Origin of the sequence: Anaerococcus sp. NML200574 (assembly GCF_026131665.1) — a bacterium.
In the GTDB taxonomy this organism is placed as follows: Bacteria; Bacillota; Clostridia; order Tissierellales; family Peptoniphilaceae; genus Anaerococcus; species Anaerococcus kampingae.
Map to the genome: position 1 here is coordinate 1 of NZ_JAMXSM010000030.1, position 17,176 is coordinate 17,176.

Annotated in this window: 17 protein-coding genes and 2 pseudogenes; 1 reads left to right on the top strand and 18 read right to left on the bottom strand. The window is 31.4% G+C overall.

Going from position 1 to position 17,176, the window contains the following annotated elements; all coding sequences use genetic code 11:
• Positions 1–963 (top strand): IS110 family transposase (locus NH286_RS08995; RefSeq protein WP_265238404.1); only part of this gene is annotated, 963 nt, incomplete at its 5' end.
• 197 nt (positions 964–1,160) lie between these two features.
• On the opposite strand, the gene NH286_RS09000 is transcribed toward NH286_RS08995, so the two are convergent.
• From NH286_RS09000 to NH286_RS09085, 18 genes and pseudogenes are all read right to left on the bottom strand, one after another.
• On the bottom strand, positions 1,161–2,213 hold the full coding sequence (locus tag NH286_RS09000) for a DMT family transporter (RefSeq protein WP_265238406.1): 1,053 nt from the start codon (positions 2,211–2,213) through the stop codon (positions 1,161–1,163).
• Positions 2,203–2,748 carry a ClbS/DfsB family four-helix bundle protein gene (locus NH286_RS09005; protein WP_265238408.1) on the bottom strand — a complete coding sequence of 182 codons (546 nt, stop codon included), beginning with the start codon at positions 2,746–2,748 and terminating at the stop codon, positions 2,203–2,205. Before NH286_RS09005 ends, NH286_RS09000 begins: the two co-directional genes overlap by 11 nt.
• A 63-nt stretch (positions 2,749–2,811) precedes the next feature.
• Positions 2,812–3,621, bottom strand: a pseudogene (locus tag NH286_RS09010) (VirD4-like conjugal transfer protein, CD1115 family); the annotation flags it as partial.
• 11 nt (positions 3,622–3,632) lie between these two features.
• Entirely contained in the window at positions 3,633–3,818 is a 186-nt protein-coding gene (locus NH286_RS09015) for a transposon-encoded TnpW family protein (protein ID WP_002842105.1), read from the bottom strand.
• A 111-nt stretch (positions 3,819–3,929) separates the two neighbouring features.
• Positions 3,930–4,919 (bottom strand): ORF6N domain-containing protein, encoded by a 990-nt coding sequence (locus NH286_RS09020; protein ID WP_265238411.1) that lies wholly within the window; start codon positions 4,917–4,919, stop codon positions 3,930–3,932.
• A 21-nt stretch (positions 4,920–4,940) separates the two neighbouring features.
• Complete coding sequence (locus tag NH286_RS09025; protein WP_001222545.1) at positions 4,941–5,264, bottom strand: hypothetical protein; 324 nt, start codon at positions 5,262–5,264, stop codon at positions 4,941–4,943.
• A gap of 182 nt (positions 5,265–5,446) precedes the next feature.
• Positions 5,447–6,199: a phage replisome organizer N-terminal domain-containing protein gene (locus NH286_RS09030; protein ID WP_000774842.1), complete on the bottom strand. Its 753-nt coding sequence runs from the start codon at positions 6,197–6,199 to the stop codon at positions 5,447–5,449.
• Positions 6,200–6,201: 2 nt separating this feature from the next.
• On the bottom strand, positions 6,202–7,854 hold the full coding sequence (gene mobQ / locus NH286_RS09035) for a MobQ family relaxase (RefSeq protein WP_019595625.1): 1,653 nt from the start codon (positions 7,852–7,854) through the stop codon (positions 6,202–6,204).
• 247 nt (positions 7,855–8,101) lie between these two features.
• On the bottom strand, positions 8,102–8,431 hold the full coding sequence (locus NH286_RS09040) for a DUF3847 domain-containing protein (RefSeq protein ID WP_002842117.1): 330 nt from the start codon (positions 8,429–8,431) through the stop codon (positions 8,102–8,104).
• 83 nt (positions 8,432–8,514) lie between these two features.
• On the bottom strand, positions 8,515–8,931 hold the full coding sequence (locus NH286_RS09045) for a sigma factor-like helix-turn-helix DNA-binding protein (RefSeq protein ID WP_019132840.1): 417 nt from the start codon (positions 8,929–8,931) through the stop codon (positions 8,515–8,517).
• A gap of 256 nt (positions 8,932–9,187) precedes the next feature.
• Positions 9,188–10,930, bottom strand: coding sequence for an ABC transporter ATP-binding protein (locus NH286_RS09050; RefSeq protein WP_265238415.1), 1,743 nt, complete (start codon positions 10,928–10,930; stop codon positions 9,188–9,190).
• A gap of 1 nt (position 10,931) precedes the next feature.
• Positions 10,932–12,644 carry an ABC transporter ATP-binding protein gene (locus NH286_RS09055; protein ID WP_265238417.1) on the bottom strand — a complete coding sequence of 571 codons (1,713 nt, stop codon included), beginning with the start codon at positions 12,642–12,644 and terminating at the stop codon, positions 10,932–10,934.
• Between the two features lie 3 nt (positions 12,645–12,647).
• A complete protein-coding gene (locus NH286_RS09060) occupies positions 12,648–14,063 on the bottom strand; it encodes an ABC transporter ATP-binding protein (RefSeq protein ID WP_265238419.1) in 1,416 nt (471 codons plus the stop codon).
• A 12-nt stretch (positions 14,064–14,075) separates the two neighbouring features.
• Positions 14,076–14,762 carry an energy-coupling factor transporter transmembrane component T family protein gene (locus tag NH286_RS09065; RefSeq protein ID WP_195445721.1) on the bottom strand — a complete coding sequence of 229 codons (687 nt, stop codon included), beginning with the start codon at positions 14,760–14,762 and terminating at the stop codon, positions 14,076–14,078.
• A complete protein-coding gene (locus NH286_RS09070) occupies positions 14,763–15,356 on the bottom strand; it encodes an MptD family putative ECF transporter S component (RefSeq protein ID WP_001006067.1) in 594 nt (197 codons plus the stop codon).
• Positions 15,357–15,526: 170 nt separating this feature from the next.
• Complete coding sequence (locus NH286_RS09075; protein ID WP_000184355.1) at positions 15,527–15,925, bottom strand: hypothetical protein; 399 nt, start codon at positions 15,923–15,925, stop codon at positions 15,527–15,529.
• A 108-nt stretch (positions 15,926–16,033) separates the two neighbouring features.
• Positions 16,034–16,138: pseudogene (locus tag NH286_RS10670) on the bottom strand (TetR/AcrR family transcriptional regulator); the annotation flags it as partial.
• 100 nt (positions 16,139–16,238) lie between these two features.
• The coding region (locus tag NH286_RS09085) for a DUF4368 domain-containing protein (RefSeq protein WP_265238423.1) at positions 16,239–17,176 on the bottom strand (938 nt) is incomplete at its 5' end.

Sequence of the window (17,176 nt, forward strand, 5' to 3'; positions counted from 1 at the left end):
TTCTTAATTGATTTAGGTTTTTCTTGTGTTGTTATTAACCCTATTCAATCTGATGCTTTTAGAAAGATGTATATTAGACAGACTAAGAATGATTCTGTTGATTCTTTTGTTATTGCTCAAATTCTTAAGTTCGGTGAGTTTTCTGTTTCTCATTTTTCTGATGAGGATACTTTTGCTCTTAGAAATCTTTCTAGGTTTAGGTTTGCTCTTGTTGATGAAGCTTCTGATTGGAAGAGAAAGCTTGTTGCTATTTTAGATCAGGTTTTTCCTGAGTATTCTTCGCTTTTTTCTAATATTTATGGTGTGGCTTCTAAGGAGCTTTTGAGTAAGTATCCTTTGCCTGAGGATATGATTTCTATTCCTGCTGATGAGCTTGCTATGCTTTTGTCTAAGTGTAGTAAGGGGCACTTTGGTATTGATAAGGCTAAAGAAATCCAAGAGAAGGCTTCTAATTCTTTTGGTGTTAAGTTTGCTTTGAAGTCTTTTTCTTTTCAAATTAAACAGATTATTGCTCAAATTTCTTTTCTTGAAGATCAAATAGCTGATATCGAAGATGAAATTTCTTCTATGATTAATTCTTTCTGCCCTGTTATTACTTCTATCACTGGTATTGGCGATATCTTAGGTGGTGTTATTTTCTCAGAAATCGGTGATATTTCTCGTTTTGAGAGAGCTAATCAGTTAGTTGCTTATGCAGGTTTAGATGTTGCTGTTAAGCAATCTGGCAATTTTAATGCTACTGATACTAAGATTTCTAAACGTGGTTCTCCTTATCTTAGACGTGCTATTTGGCTTGCTGCTAGTGTTGCAGCTTTTAAAGATCCTGCTTTGTCTGTGTATTATCAAAAACTTAGACAAAGAGGTAAGGCTCATGGAACAGCTATTGGTGCTGTTGCTAGAAAACTTACTAACATAATTTTTGCTGTTTTAAGGGATAACAAAGCTTACATACCTAATATTTAGTTATTATTCAATTGTTAATTAATTTTTCTAAGCCTAATTTTTAGGCTTATTTGACATGCCTTAAATTTCAAGATAATTATTTTTTATTTTTTTCTTGACATTTGATAGCTGGTCTAATTTTGAGTATAAAAAAAGACGATAGAGTTTTTAATTTCTATCGCCCGAAACATTTGATATTCACATTGGCAAAATAGGATTTATAAGTTCAGATGATCCATATAGTGCTCCTTACTGTTTATATAATCCGTCATTACCTTGTGGTTGTGGTTTTGTTCATCTCCAATATGACGATGTTTATGACAATGCTCAATCGTATGTGTGTGCGTATTGCCGTCATGAGTATGTGTAATTACGTGGTTATGAATATGTGTGTGGCTTTTAATAATCGTGTCAGTAACTACAAATGCTGTGCCAACAATCATAATTAGAAGGGCAATTATATACTTCCACGTAATTTGTTCTCCTAAAAAGATAAAGGCTATCGCAGTGCCTATAAATGGTGCAATTGCATAGTAAGCACTGGTCTTAGCGGCCCCAAGGTATTTCTGTGCTCTAATATATGTGAAAATGCTTAGTCCATATGATACGAATCCCAATAGCATCACCAAAAAAAGATATTTTGTTTCCGGCAGTTTCTCGCCAATTATATAGGAAACAATAAAGGCTCCCATTCCAGATCCAATTCCTTTTAGTGTCACAATTTCATATGTGCTTTTTTCAGAAATACTACGTGTGCAGTTATTTTCAAGTCCCCAGCATAAGGTTGCTAGCAAAACAAATAAAGATCCGTAGGAAAATCGAAATCCCTGCACACTATCTAGTGAAAGAATAATACTAGACAATGTTATAAATCCAATTGCCGCCCAAAGTTTATTAGAAACTTTCTCATTGAAGATTAATAGGGCAATCATTGTTGTGGCAACAATCTCAAAATTTCCAAGCAAGGAAGCATTTGAAGCATTTCCATACTTAATGCCTAGCATAAGAAAAATAGGAGCTATTATATCAAGAACAATCATTCCAATTGTGTACTTAAGGTCATTTTTTGTGAGTCTCTCTGATTTTTTTTCATTCTTCCAATGAAATACATACATCACCCCTACACCTATGCCAGCCCCCAAATATAAAAATGAAGCCATAATGGTTGGAGATACTTGTCCAATCAACAACTTTGATAACGGAGTACTTATAGCATAAAATGCTGCTGCAAGAGTTGCGTATATAATAGCTAATAACTTTTTATTTTCCATAACAGTCACCACCATTTTGCAATATTAGTTTTTTCCATTTTCTAATTTTAGTTCTAAAAGTTCCAAATGGTGCTACTGTATTTACATGAATGAACTTATAAACTTCCCAAGTTGCAGTTTTTGTTGCTTCATCTGCCCATTTTCTCATATGTGGTTTAAATAGTTCTTCATCTGTAAAATTATCTATCATTAAATAAATATCTTCTACATTTTTTGTTAATATCTCTTTTAAGTCTTTCAAAGATTTATTAGCATAGGTGTCCGTAAACCATTGGTACAACTCACCGAGCTGATTCCACTTGAATTTATCTGATGGTGTTTTAACATCTATACCTTTTTTCTCATCTTCTTCCCATTTTAATACTAAAGTCGTCCAGCCTACTTGATAGGCAAGATTTTCTGCTGGTGTCCTATCAACTTCTTCTAGCCTTATATCTTTTAGTTCTTCTGGTATATTGTCAAACTCTGAAATATATTTTTCAAAAGTTTTCTTTATCTCATTCTTTAATTCTTCCTTACTTTCATAAGACCTCATATGCCTGCCTCCATAGTTTATATATAAATATTATACCAAAAATATTTTTATCCTAACGTTAATTCATAATCTTGTAATCAAACTGTTCCTGTTTATTTTTATTTTATCTCTATTCTTTAAATATTCCTCAACATCAAACAAGTTTTTCTTATCATAATCTTCCAACAACTTATAATTCTTATGCTTTGTAATATCAAACTTATCTGATAAGAAAGGTCTTACTCCCCTTAGCTGATATATACACTTACCACCATCCATTACAGTTATTTCATCTTGGCTCATAAGTTCTTTGCCAGTTTTTTGGTAATTTAGTCCAAAAGATTTTTGGTTTGATTTTGTTTCTGATGTGTTATATAGGTCTATGGTTTCTTTTCCTAAGGTTTCTGATAATTCTTTTACTGTTGTTTTTTCTTTTCCTCCTAAAAAGAGTGTGGAGTCACAGTTACCAACTATTGTATCTGCATGGTCTTTGTAAATTGCTTTTAATTGAGATTGTGCTTGCAGTATTATGCTTGCTGATATTTCTCTTGAACGAATTGTTGCTATTAATTTTTCAAATTTAGGAATTAAGCCAATATTTGCAAACTCATCAAGTAGACACCTAACATGAACTGGAAGTCTTCCACCATACACATCATCTGCCTTATCACATAGTAAATTAAATAATTGGGAATACATTATTGAGACTACAAAGTTAAAAGTATCGTCAGTATCTGATATTATTACAAATAAAGCAGTTTTTCTATCTCCAATTTTATCGAGTTCTAATTCATCTTCGCTCATTAGTTCTCTAAGCTCTCTTATATCAAAAGGTGCAAGTCTTGCTCCACAAGATATTAGAATTGACTTGGCAGTTTTTCCTGTAACAACTTGTCAAGGACTTTCTAATCATTTTTATGGGGTTTTTTATCTTTTTCTCGCTCCATTTCCCTAAGCATTATCCTTTTCAATTTATCTTGCATAGTTTCAGTCGCATTTTCATTAAAATGGACAACAACCTCATAAGTTGCCTTTCCAATCTTCTTTATGGTCTTTATTCCTGTATTTTGTTCGTTTTTATTTTCGTGCATATTAGTTTCCCTCCTGTTAGTTGCAATCAAAAAAAGACGATAGAGTTTTATTTCTACCGCCTTTCACAAGTCTTGTAGCTATTCATTTAATAACGCTTTACCATTTACATATTAAATTTTCAAATCCTTATTGTTCAGCATTCCGCCAAACATCGTATGATACATATCCTTGGAAGATTCCTCTATCTTTGTAATACTTGATATTTTATTTCCTGCATCTTTTGATGATGCTCCGCAAAGATAAAAGGCTTCACTGTCTGTTCCATAGTCTATTGCAATATATCTATCGTGATATTTTTTGCCTGCAACCTTCATTTTTAAGTTGATATTTGGATAATCTCTTCTAAAATCATTTAGGATGTTTTTTGTAAGCATATCTTTATTTTTCACATTGTCGCTAAAGACTATAATTTCAACATTGTCTTTTGCAGCTCTTAATAATTCTAAGGTTTTCAAGCCTATATAGTTATCTATTACATAAATGCTTTTCTTTGCAGACTTATATATTTTTGTATAAGCAACATCTGCTTCAATCTTATCTCCATTCATTAAAAGGAAATGCTTGTATGTGTCTGGATCTATAAAATTATCCATAACCTTTTTCAAATCTTCTTTTGTAGCCATTTGCGACTTTATTTCAGCTATATCCTTTGTGTTTTGATTTGTCTGTACTGCTATTTGTACCAATTCTTTTGAGCTAATAAAATCTTGATTTTCGATTATAAAGTCTTTCATCTGCTTAAATGTTCTAATTAAGGCTCTACTTTGCCTAATCGCAAGTTCACCTCTTAATACCGTCATAAGCATATAAATACCTTGTTCTGTAAAGGCATTTGGTAAGTATCTTGAACCGCCCCAACTTGAGGTGAAATTTTTGCACCTCAAGTTTTCAAATTCATTCTCGGTAAGTTGAAACATAAAATCTTCGCCTTCAAACTTCTCAATATTGTTTTTTACCTGTCTATTAAAGTTTTTTGTTTCATAACCATATATTTCAGCTAAATCTGCATCAAGCATTACTTTTTGCCCACGAATAAGATATATTTTTTCTTGTATAGTTTTATCATCTACAATAACTATCTCTTTATTTTCTTCTGCCATGAAATGCACCTCCAACATTATCTAAATTCTTTTATATTTTTCTACTCCACCTTCAGCTTTTCCGATGTGTTCCACATTTTTTACAAGTCTCTTATTTACATTTTCATAAAACCATCTGCCAATCAATGCCGGCGGTGTTGCGATTAACTCTCTCAAAACAAATTCTTTGCCTTTCGGTAAAGAGCTAATTTTGTTTAATAAGGTAGTATATAGGTCAGCATAGCTTGTATTTTCTTGTAAACTACTACACTTACAATATTCAGTAACGCTTGGGAAACCTCCCTCTATTGCTTTTTTAGTTAAAATTTCAAGTTCTTCATCGGTTACAGTAAATTGAATTCGCATTTATATATCCTCTCCTTATAACTGAGTTTATTACCATATCATTATCATTTTATCATAAATACGATATTTTTTCCATACCACAAATTTAAGCCCTTATAAGATGTTTTTACAATTAGCCATAATCTGATACCTATTTTATTATTAACACTCTTAAAAAGCCTTTCCACCGTCTTATACGAGGTCTACAAGTGTTCACCCTTGTCATAATCTTCAAAGGTATATACTTTTGATTTACTGTTTTCCTTTAATTTCCCTTTGTCCTGTTCATACCAATGAACCAAGGTCGCATAATGGTCTTTGTAGTTTCTTCCTGTACTTTGCATATAGGTTGACAGCTTCTCTATCATTTTATCCCTATGACATTGCATTTTATCCTTTAATTTTCCATATTCTTCATCAGTTAAGGAAACATTTTTATATTCTCCATAAAGGGAGGGGGATATTTTTTCTTTCTCCCCCTCTTTTTCTAACTCTATATCTATCTCTTTCTCTATCTCTATCTCTCCGTTGCAGTTTTGTTGCAAAAGGTTGCAAGGTGTTGCACCAGTGTTGCATTGCAACGCTTTTTGTCCTCTTGATTTCCTCGAACGCCTTGTAGACGCTGTTTCTGAACCTATAAGACTTGGGATTTCTGTTAAAAAATACTCGTCATTTTCTGTGATTATCTCCATCAATCCTTGTGCTACAAGATAATTTACTGTAACCATTACATCATCTTCCGTTTCATCAATCGTTAATGCAAGCTCCTTGATAAAGTCTGTTTCTACTCCGTCATAATACAGCTTCCCACTATCTTTTAAGCTAAGCAAAAGCAATTTGAGGTAAATGATTGTATAGGTATCTCCTCCTGATATTTTTCTTAGCCTTTTGATTCTCTTATCTGTAAAAAAATCTTCTTTCAATTTTAACCAATAGTATCTTCTGTTGTCTGCCATTTTTATCTTTCCTCCCCTGTATTTTTATAATTTTCTTTAGCCTTTTCCTTGGCTTTTTGTTTGTACTGCTCCTTTCTTTCCTCTTGCTCTTGGAATTTTTTCAGCTGTGCAATAACACTTGGTTTATCTCCTCTCTTAATTGCCTTATCTATCTCAATAGATAGGTCTATTCCATACTCGTCATTGACAATCTTTACTGCATATTTGATATGGTCTATCTGCTTAAATTCGTCTTGTACTTTAACTTTATCTTCCGTTAAACTTTGTATCTCTTTTTCAAGGTTTGATATTTCTTTTTGCCAATCACTTAATTTTATAGATGATGTCCCTGTAAATTTTTCTATGGTCTTTCTTGCTCTTAGATATCTGTCTATTCCTTTTTTATGAGAATTATAAAAGCTGTCTTTGAATATGGTTTTGCTTTTGTATTCCTGATAAACTTCTTTGTTTTCTTTGATAGAGTCTATGCAGCTTACACATTGATTTAAGTCTTTTATTCTTTGTGTTTTTTCTTGAATATCACCACTTATCTTTTTACTTTGTTTTGCAAGTTCAAAGACTTTTCCTTGTAGGTCTGCTATGGTTTGAAGATGATTATCTTTTAGATAGTAGATTGCTTTTACAAATCTCTTTAGGTCTGCATTTCCCTTTTTTATCTGTCCATAGTAGGATAGATTTTTTATTTTTTCTCCCTGTATCTCGTTATAGATAGAGATATATTCATAGAGGTTAAAGAGTTCGGCTTTGTTCTCAATCTCTTGTTGTCTTGTTTCTTTGTACTCGTCATATTTTGCTTGAAATGTAGAAACAAGTGAGTTAAGCCAAGAGTTAATCTCTAACAATTTTTCTTTAATTGCCTTAACTAAGGAGTTGTGCTTTTTTATTTCTCGGTTGATGTTTCCTTTGTCGGTTTCGATTCCTTTTTTCTCTAAGGCGCTGGCACTTGCTCCCATGTGAATGGTTGGGATTTCTTCTATCCCTTGTCTTTTGTAGGAACGATGATCCACTCTCTTTTCCTGATGATTTTTTTCTAAATACTGATTACAAAGGCTTGCAAAATTCTCTCGCCATTTCTCTGCGTTGCCTTTATCGTTCCAGTCTGTCAGCTCTACTTTTCTTGTTTTATAGTTTCCGCTTTTTAGTTTTATCTTTTCTCCGTTTTCATCAAGAACATATTCTTTTTTGCTTTTTGCCTGCCACTCTCCTTTTTCATTGATTGGTCTAAGGGTAGTCATAATATGAGCATGGATATTGTTATTTTCTTCATCACTTTCATCATGGATTGCAAGGTCTGCTATCATTCCTTTTGATGCAAAATTTTCTTGTATGAAGTCGATAATGAGTTTCTTGTTTTCTTCAAAAGATAATTCTTTCGGTAAGGCGATAATGAAGTTTCTTGCAAGCTGTGCATTGCTTGCTTTCTCATTTAGTTCAACGCTATTCCATAAAGTAGTTCTATCTTTTAATGCTATGGGGACATTCTCCGGCAAGAAGATTTCTGAATGTAAAAGTCCTTTTTTATTATGGTAGTCGTGAGTTACTCCGTCCCATTCATTTGTTAATTTCTCACAGGATATATATGCTGCACTTGCAACTGCCGATTTACTTTTTCCTCTGCTTATCATTGATATACTAAAGTGAAATGTTTCTGCCATCTGTATAAGCTCCTTTCATTTTTTGTTTGTTTTCAGGTAAATAAAAAAAAGCAGACAGGTTATTTTTGTATCTTTTCCTATCTGCTTTATCTGTATATTTTTATTAACTTTTGTATGTTTTAAGACTTGCTAAAATCCCTTAGTTTTTCTAAGGGCGCAATTATACACCCTAAAGGGTGCTTTGCGTTCTGCGAAGCTTTTTGCCCTTGCAGGGAGCTTCTGAAAAAACTAAGGTCTTTTATTCTGTCTACTCGCTGTCTGTTTCATCTTCCATATCTTTCCCATTTATCATTTCTTCATAGGCTTGTCTGTATTCTTCTGTGTGAGTAGCAACTTTAAGTAATTCTTCTATCTCCTCATTGGTAAACATTAGTGGATTTTTAACCACTCTTTCTACTATCAAGCCTCTTTGTATAAGCCTGTGATTTCTTCTTTTTCGTTCTTTTTCGTTTGCAAGTTTTTCTAATTTCTTGCCTTGATTTTCTAATTGTTTCAGCTTCACATTGCACTTTTCTCTTTCTTCCTGAAGTTCAGAAATTTGTTCCTGTACTTCCTGTAATGTGTTTTCTTTCTTCATTTTTCATTCCTCCATTTTGGTATCTGCTTGTTTCCATAAAGAAAGGTTAAGCACCTTTTTTGACACTTAACCTTTCCAAGTTTTTAGATTTTATCTTCTAAAATCTTTCTCAGTTTTTCTAAAATTCTGTCCCTCCTCCCGCTGATTGCTTGATGTGTAACTTTCTCTCTTCTGCTGATTGACCTTAGGCTTTCTTCTTTGTAGAAGATGGCTTCCATTAGCTCTCGTTCTTCTTGTGTTAGAGTATTTAATGCTTTATGAAGTTCTTCAATTCGCATTTTTACTTCTACAATTTTTTCTAAGTCTATTTTTTCATCTATGATGTTATCTACAAAGTGTCCATCATGATCCAGTGCTGAAAATGGTATAACATTATGCTTCCAATCTTTTCTTTGGAGATATTTTTCATGCTCTGTTATCTTCCAGTAGGCTTTATAGACTTCTTCACTTACAGGTACGGCTTTTCCTTTGACATAAAGGAAATATTCTTTTTTGTCCATTGTGTAATCCTCCTTTTTATGCTCTCTGTTTTTGCTTTTTGAGAATAAAAAAAGGAGGACTTCTACACTTTGGTGTAAATAGTCCTCCGAAAAGAAATGAATCTATCTTTTCTTTAGATATATTTAGTTGCTTGAGATAATAAGAAACTATAAGGCAAGAAGAATTTTTTGTTATTTCTTTCTTCTATATGAAAAGTCTTTTTCATCTTACTCCCCCGTTTCTTACATCTATCTAATATTCATATATCAAACCTTTCTAAACTACCCATTCTTCAGATTGTTTTCTGATTTCAATAAAATCCTTATATATTCCATGTTTAGATGCAAGTTCACTATGTGTTCCTACTTGTTTTATAACACCATCTTTTAAAACAACTATCTGATCTGCATTTTTTACAGTAGAAAGCTTGTGTGCAATTACAATAACAGTTTTGCCTTTTAATAAGTTTTTCAAAGCAATCAATAATTCTTTTTCATTTTCTGGATCTACGCTTGAAGTTGCCTCATCAAGAACTACAAACCTACTCGGTTTTAACATGGCTCTTGCAATAGAAATTCGTTGACGCTCACCACCCGATAGATTTGAACCCCCTTCTTGCAAAACAGTATCATAAGCTTGTGGCAATTTCATAATAAAATCATGGCACTGAGCTTTTTTGGCAATATCTATCATTTCTTCATCTGTTGCTTTTGGATTACCAAACTTAATATTGTTTTTTATGGTATCATCAAAAAGATACACGTCTTGAAAAACAAAGCTAAAATTTGAAAGCAATTCATCATACTTGTACTGTTTAATATTTAGATTTCCAACTTTTACTTCGCCAGAATTTACATCCCAAAACCTCGCCATTAAATTGCAAAGTGTTGTTTTACCACTTCCTGAAAATCCAACAAGAGCAGTTGTTTTTCCATCTGGAACAAGCATACTTAGATTATTGAAAAGATTTTCTTTTCCATAAGAAAATGAAATATTGTTCATTGATATTTCTGCTTTATCTACTTCTGTCATTTCACCTTCTTCAATTACAGGTAAATTTCTTAAATTTATAACAGTATTAAGATTTCGTACAGCAACACCCTTAATACTCTGCATACTTCCTGCTAATTCAAATCCAGAAAAAACAACAAAACTCATAACAATTAATATAATAGCTTTAGTAACTTCAATATCCCCTGATAAATATCTTATTATAGAACTAAAAATTATCACACAAATGCCAAGTTTAAATACTAACAAGAATAAAAACTGTGTTGGAACTAAAATTTTTTCTACAGCAAGGAAACCTTTGCGACTTTTTGTAATACTTTCGTTTAGTTCCTTAACTGTATTTTTATCTTTTCCAAATGCTTTAGTTATTCCTATCCCATTTACATACTCAAGCATTTTTTCACTTAAATCCAATTTAAGTCCTAACAATCTCTCTGTTAGTTGATCTGTGCTTTTTTGTGTGAATAAGTTTACTAAGGTTCCAACAATCAAAGTCAACAATATAATTATAGCTGTTGCAAAATCATAAGGTAGTATGAAAATAACCATAATTAGTGTCTGTATTGTACCTACAAGCATTTGCTCAATAATAAAAACTCCTATTGTTTCAAGTTCACCTATAACAGTTGACAATGCTCCTGCTATATTCCCTAAAGAATTTGTGCTGAAATATCCCATGTTTACTTTTTTTAAACGATCACCAATATATAATCTATTTTCTGCTCCTAAATTGTACGAAGCAATGTATTTGTTTTTATCAGCCAGATATCCAAATATAATTTTTCCCACCACACTTATAGCTGCAATAATAAAAACAATATACACATCTTTCATTAAAATGCTTTGGTTCGTGAATATATTTTCACAAATTTTGGTCAAACATAATAGAATTGCACCTAAAGAAACTCCTTCAAATACTCCCTTAAATACATCAAAAATAAGCATTTTTGTTATTTTATTTGAATATGACCCTGACACCTCATATAAAGTTTTTATCAATTCTCTCACTTTATATCACCTCGATTTCTTTAGATTCTGTATATACATCCCACATTTTTTTGTATCTCCCATTTAACTCTAGTAATTGTTTATGAGTGCCTTCTTCAATTACTTCTCCACTATCCACCACAATTATTTTATTTGCATTTACAATTGTAGATAACCTGTGAGCTACCATAATCACTGTTTTATCTTTAATTAACTTATCAATAGACTGTTGAATAACTGATTCATTGTCAGGATCAGAATATGCTGTTGCTTCATCAAGTAGTACAATAGGACTATTCTTTAAAAAACACCTAGCTATTGCAATTCTTTGCTTTTCTCCTCCAGAAAGATTTGCTCCTCCCTTTCCTACAATAGTTTCATATCCATTTGGTAGGCTCTTTATAAAATTATAGCAACTCGCTTTTTCACAAGCCTCTTTAATTTCATCCATACTCGCATCTTCCTTCGCCATCTTTAAATTTTCTAATATTGTTTTATTAAAAAGAAAGTTTTCTTGCGACACATAGCTAACAAGCTCCATATTCTGTTTTAAAGGCAATTCGTTCAAATTTGTTTTTCCAATTAAAATTTCTCCATTAGAAACATTCCAAAATCCTGCGATTAGTTTTGTAATAGTAGACTTTCCACTACCTGAATTTCCAACGATTGCAGTTAACTCATTTTCATTTGCTTTAAACGAAATATTATTTAATACATTCTTTGACTCTTCATATGCAAATGTAACATCTTTAAACTCTACATCATAAGATTTTATATCTCTTACTTCTTCTCCTCTTTTTAAGTTAGGAATTTCCATTATTTTTTTTATTTCTTCAAATACAACTTTTATATTTGCTATTGTTTCCATATGACTCATAGCTTTTATTAATGGTTTATATGAAGCATATGATAGCAATATACACATGATAAGAGTCCCTACTTCAACACTACCCTTCATAAAGAAATACAAGGAAGCTGGTAAAACGAATACCATAGTTGACGGGATAGTTTCCATAGTTGCTGTCATTGAAAAACAAACACTCAAATACCAATCAAGCATTGCGTTCTTATTCTCTTCAACAGTCTTTCTAAATTTCCCAAATGATGATGCTGATTTATTAAATGCTTTTATAACTTTAATACCATTTACATATTCAACCATTGTCGTATTCATAGCTTTAGCTGCTTCTTGGTATCTTTTAGATTTTCCTTCATAACCTCGCATCATTAACATTGAGAACAATAATCCCAATGGAATTGTAAGTAAATTTGCAATTCCTATTCTCCAGTCCATTATAAAAATTGTTATGATCAATACTATAGGAATGAATATATTAGCAATAACTTCTGGAATCACATGAGCAATCGGTTTTTCCATTTTATCAAGTGTTTCCACCATAAATTGAGACCACTGTCCGCTGCTCTTTCTTTCAACTTCTCCCATAGAAATTTTACTTAATTTGTCAGCTAATAACTTTCTTTTATCTTCAATAATCCTGTAGGCAAGATTATGAGAAATAATAGTAGATATTTCATGAAATAATATACTTGCCAAAAATCCCAGAAATACAGCAAAAATATATGGATAATAATTATTTAAATTTGTATTTTTTGCAACCAAGTTATTAATAATGGCTGCTACAGAAAAATAAGGTATTACACCAAATCCTACTCCTATTATCGCAATGAATACAGCTGCGAAAATCTTGCTTTTATGTCCCTTTAAGATATCCATCTTTTACCTTCTTTCATAAAATCTTTTTATTCTGCCATCGCAAATTTCCAATAATTTATTACATGTACTATCAATCAATTCATTATCATGCGTAACAATAAATATAATTTTATTATTTGAAAATTCTTTAATGACTTTGCTTATTTCGAGCATATTTGTATAATCAAGTCCACTCGTTGGTTCGTCCAAAATAATAATTTCTCTATTCATTAACATCCCCAATGCTACAGAAAGTCTCTGCATTTGACCTCCTGATAAGCACATAGGATGACGATTATCTAATTTTTTAAGATCTAATTTTTCTAGAATATTATCTATTTGCTTTTCATCTATTTTAGAATCAAATAAACTAAATTCATCTCTTACAGATTCAGAAAAAAACTGATGAATTACATCTTGCATAACCATATAACAAAGTTTTCTTCGTTTTTTATATTTTATGGGACTTCCTTTATAGCTTATTTTTCCTTCGTTTTCTTTCAACAGTCCACACAAAATTCTCATTAATGTTGTTTTTCCTTGACCATTTTTACCTGTTATTGCAATAATATCTCCCTTGTTTCCAGAAATATTTATCTTATCCAAAATTTTTTGTTTCTTATTTTCATATTCTAAATTTGAAACTACAAAGTCATCAGATTCACAAAATGTGACAGGATTTGCAAAATCATCATTTTTCTTTCTTACAAAAGTTCTAAGTCCCAGTTTCTTTCGTGATTCGTCAGTAATTGAAGAAAATTCCACATTTGAAAAAACATATTCTATTTTTCCGTCTTGTAAATACATAGCTCTATCAATTAAATCCATTAAATAATAGAGTCTATGTTCAGAAATAATAATTGTCTTACCCTGAGCTTTAAGATTTATAAGCATCTCTCTTATTCTTTCAATGCCATACTCATCAATATTTGCAGAGGGTTCATCAAACACATATACATCTGGATTGGTAGCATAAATAGATGCAATAGCAAGTAATTGCTTTTCTCCACCTGACATCATAAAAACATTTCTGTTTTTTAATCTTTCAATTCCCAAATCACGTACTACTTTAAAAACTTGTCTTTTTATTTTATCAGGGTTTTCACCTAAATTTTCTAATCCAAATGTTAGTTCACTATCTGAATCTAAATTAAAAAACTGTGTTTTGGGGTTTTGAAAAATTGTTCCCACTTTTTCAGAAATTTCATATATCTTCATTTGTTTTGTGTTTATCCCATTTATAAAAATATTTCCTAATAAATTTCCCTCTAAAAAATGAGGAATCAATCCATTGATTAATTTTGTTATAGTTGTTTTCCCAGAACCAGATTTTCCGCATAATAAGATAACTTCTCCTTGATTAATCTTTATTGAAATTTTCTTTAACTGTTCTTCTAAGCTTCTCTTATAGGAATATGAAGCTTCATTTATATTAATCATGTTTCGTACCTCTTATAAAAATAACTTGAACTTTACATTAAAGAACATCAGAATACATAATAGAATAATTATTAGATCCCAAATGTTAAATCCTGCATCATCCATAAAAGTCTTTCTTGCAGGATTTTCTATCCCTCTTACTGTAATAGCCTGAGCTAATTCATCTGCGGTATTAGAAGCTGTAACTATTAATGATATTAGTCCTAATTGTATCTTTTTAAATCCAGTCACGCCTCTTATTTTTATTGCATCTGAGATTAATATTTTTTCTTCTCTTAAAGATGGAAAATATCTGATGCTTATTGCCAAAGAAATAATCAGGCTTTTTGGAAAATGCATCATTTTTAGGGCATACATAATATTTCGTATAGGATTAGTTTTTATAAGAATTTGACCAACTAAAAAAATCGGTATTAACTTAGGAGCATGAATCACCAATAATCCAAAATGTGCTGAGATTACATCTGGCAGAATCGGCAAAACAAAATATTTCAACCCCTGTAATAATACAAACATAGATAATGCCTTTAAAGATATTTTAACAAGTCCCATAAATAAGGCTATAATAGCAGCCATTAAAAGAATAAAAACATCTAATTTTAAGCTATTATTTGCAAAGCTAATAATACTAACTGAAATCAAAAAAATGATTTCAGTTAGTGGATTTAGCTTTATAATGCCTCTTACAATACCCTCCATTTACATAATTCCAGCTTTCTCAAAACGTTTTTTGAACATTGCTTTACCTATATATGCACCAATGACTCCTCCAATAAATGCAGTAATGATCATCCCGATAAGTGTTGGAATTGAAATTAAAGTTTGTAATTTATTTACATATTCTGGACTCATTCCCATTTTAATAATAGATTTCATATAAGATTCTTGGAACAACCACATAGGCAATGGTGATCCAATCAACCCAATGCAAATCAATCCTGAAGATACTATTACGCTTTTTTGACTTTTATATCCCAAAATTTTTCTAGTAATTTCTGCTAAAACTCCTGCAATAACGCAAGTTATGACAATTGTAAAAGTGCATTCTCCTATAGCAAAATATATAATCCCTGTAATTGCTATCAAAAGTAAAGCCGTTCCTGGTTTTGGCACCTTAGAGACCAACAACATGTAAATAAAATTACATATTATGCCTGTCATTGCTGGCCATAATAACCAAAGTATCGGTGAAAGTATTGGAATAATCATTACCGCCATGGATAATGCCATATAAATCACTGAAAAAATGCCGATGTTAACTAAATCTTTTGTTTTTAATTTTGTTTCATTCATTTGAATACCTCCTTTTAAATTTTTATATTTATTTACCAGTTGCAATATGATTGATTCAAAATAATCTTTACTGGTAAATTTTTCTTATTTTTGTTTACTTTCCATAAAACGCAGAAAATCGGGATTAACCCGATTTCAAAATTTATTATTTTTAATTTTATATTATGTTTTCATTTAATAATCCTCCTCCAACCAAAATTCATTGCTGCCTCCATCATATCGATAAAATTCAAGGCTTCATTATATGAATACCTATGTGTGATTACCTCAAATAAAGGTGTACATGCCATTGTATAAAGAACATGAAGTTCATCATCATTCAAATCATTTACTTCAATCTTTTTTTCTTTAAGAACCTCGATCAATTTCTTAGCACCCTGCACTTCAAGATTCACTAAATCATGACGAATTGATTCAAATTCCGTACCCTGAGAACAGTTAAACAGAAGATTAACTATAGGATCGTTTTGGTAAATAAATTCCAATAATTCCCTATTACTATCATCAGATTTTTCTCCAAAAGCTTGTAAACCATTTACTTTAATTTCTTCAATCGCTTGATTTGTCAATTCTTTACTTCTTCTGTATAAGTGATCAAGTATAGGACTTACAAGTACCTTAAAAATATCTTCTTTAGATTTAAAATGCTTATATATTGCACCAGGTGTAATTCCTGCATTTTTAGCAATAGTGCGAATAGAAGCCTCTTCGAATCCATGCTCTGTAAACTCGCTTTTTGCACTTTTTAATATTTTCTTTATTGTAACATCTTTGTCTCTCAGTAAGTTTCACCTCCCAACTTAAGATAACACTGTTTACTATATTTTAGCATAATCTAACCTCAAAGTCAATCCACAATATTCTACTGAAAATCTCTTGCCTTTACTGAAAATCTCTTGCCGGTATCCCCTCTCTTTTCAAAACCTTTAATTTCTCTTGTTTCTTCTGCTCCCTTATTGCCTTATATTTATCCTCATACTCTTTCTGTTTTCCGCTTGCTTTTCGTTTCAGGTAATTTTGATGTAGCTTGTCTTTTCTTTCTTCGATTTTTCTTTCTTCTTCCTCAAGTTTTTGTTTTTCTTCATCACTTAACTCCGCCTGTGGCAGTTCATAATTGCCTATGAAATTAAAGTAAATTTCTATCTTTTGCTTTGATGTCTGACTTCCTTTTCTATCTCTTTCATGTACGATAATCTTTTCTACAAACTCATTTATCATTATAGTTGTAAGTTCATCAAAGTTTTCATAACGACTGATAAGAGATATAAATTTTTTAGCTCTGTCTGTTTCTTTTTCATATCTTGATATTACAACCTCTAAGTCTTTAATCTCTTTGCTTAATGTATGTTGCTCTGTTTCGTATTGGTTATTTAGGATTTCATAACGATTATTCGGTATTTTATTTAGAATCATATCTTCATAAATTCTGCACATCAGTCGTTCAAGTTCCTGAAGTCTGTTTTGGCTTTCCGTTAATTTTATCTTTTTCTTTTCTATCTCTACTTTTTCCTTTTCTTCCATTTCATTTTGAATTGAACGGATAAAGGCTTCGTTATCTTCATCAAGATATTTTTTAATGTCTTTTAAGGTTTCCTGTATAAGGTTTAAGACCGCTTCTGCTTTTATCCTGTAAGCTGATGGACATAGAGTTCCGCAAGGCACTTTTTTATAATTACTGCAAACATAATAAGGGATATTCTTATAGTTATTTGTCCTATGAACATACATCTTGCTCCCGCAATCTGCACAATACATCAATCCTGTGAGTGGGTGATATTCGCCCCAACCGTCAGGATACCTTTTTACATTTCCTCTTATCC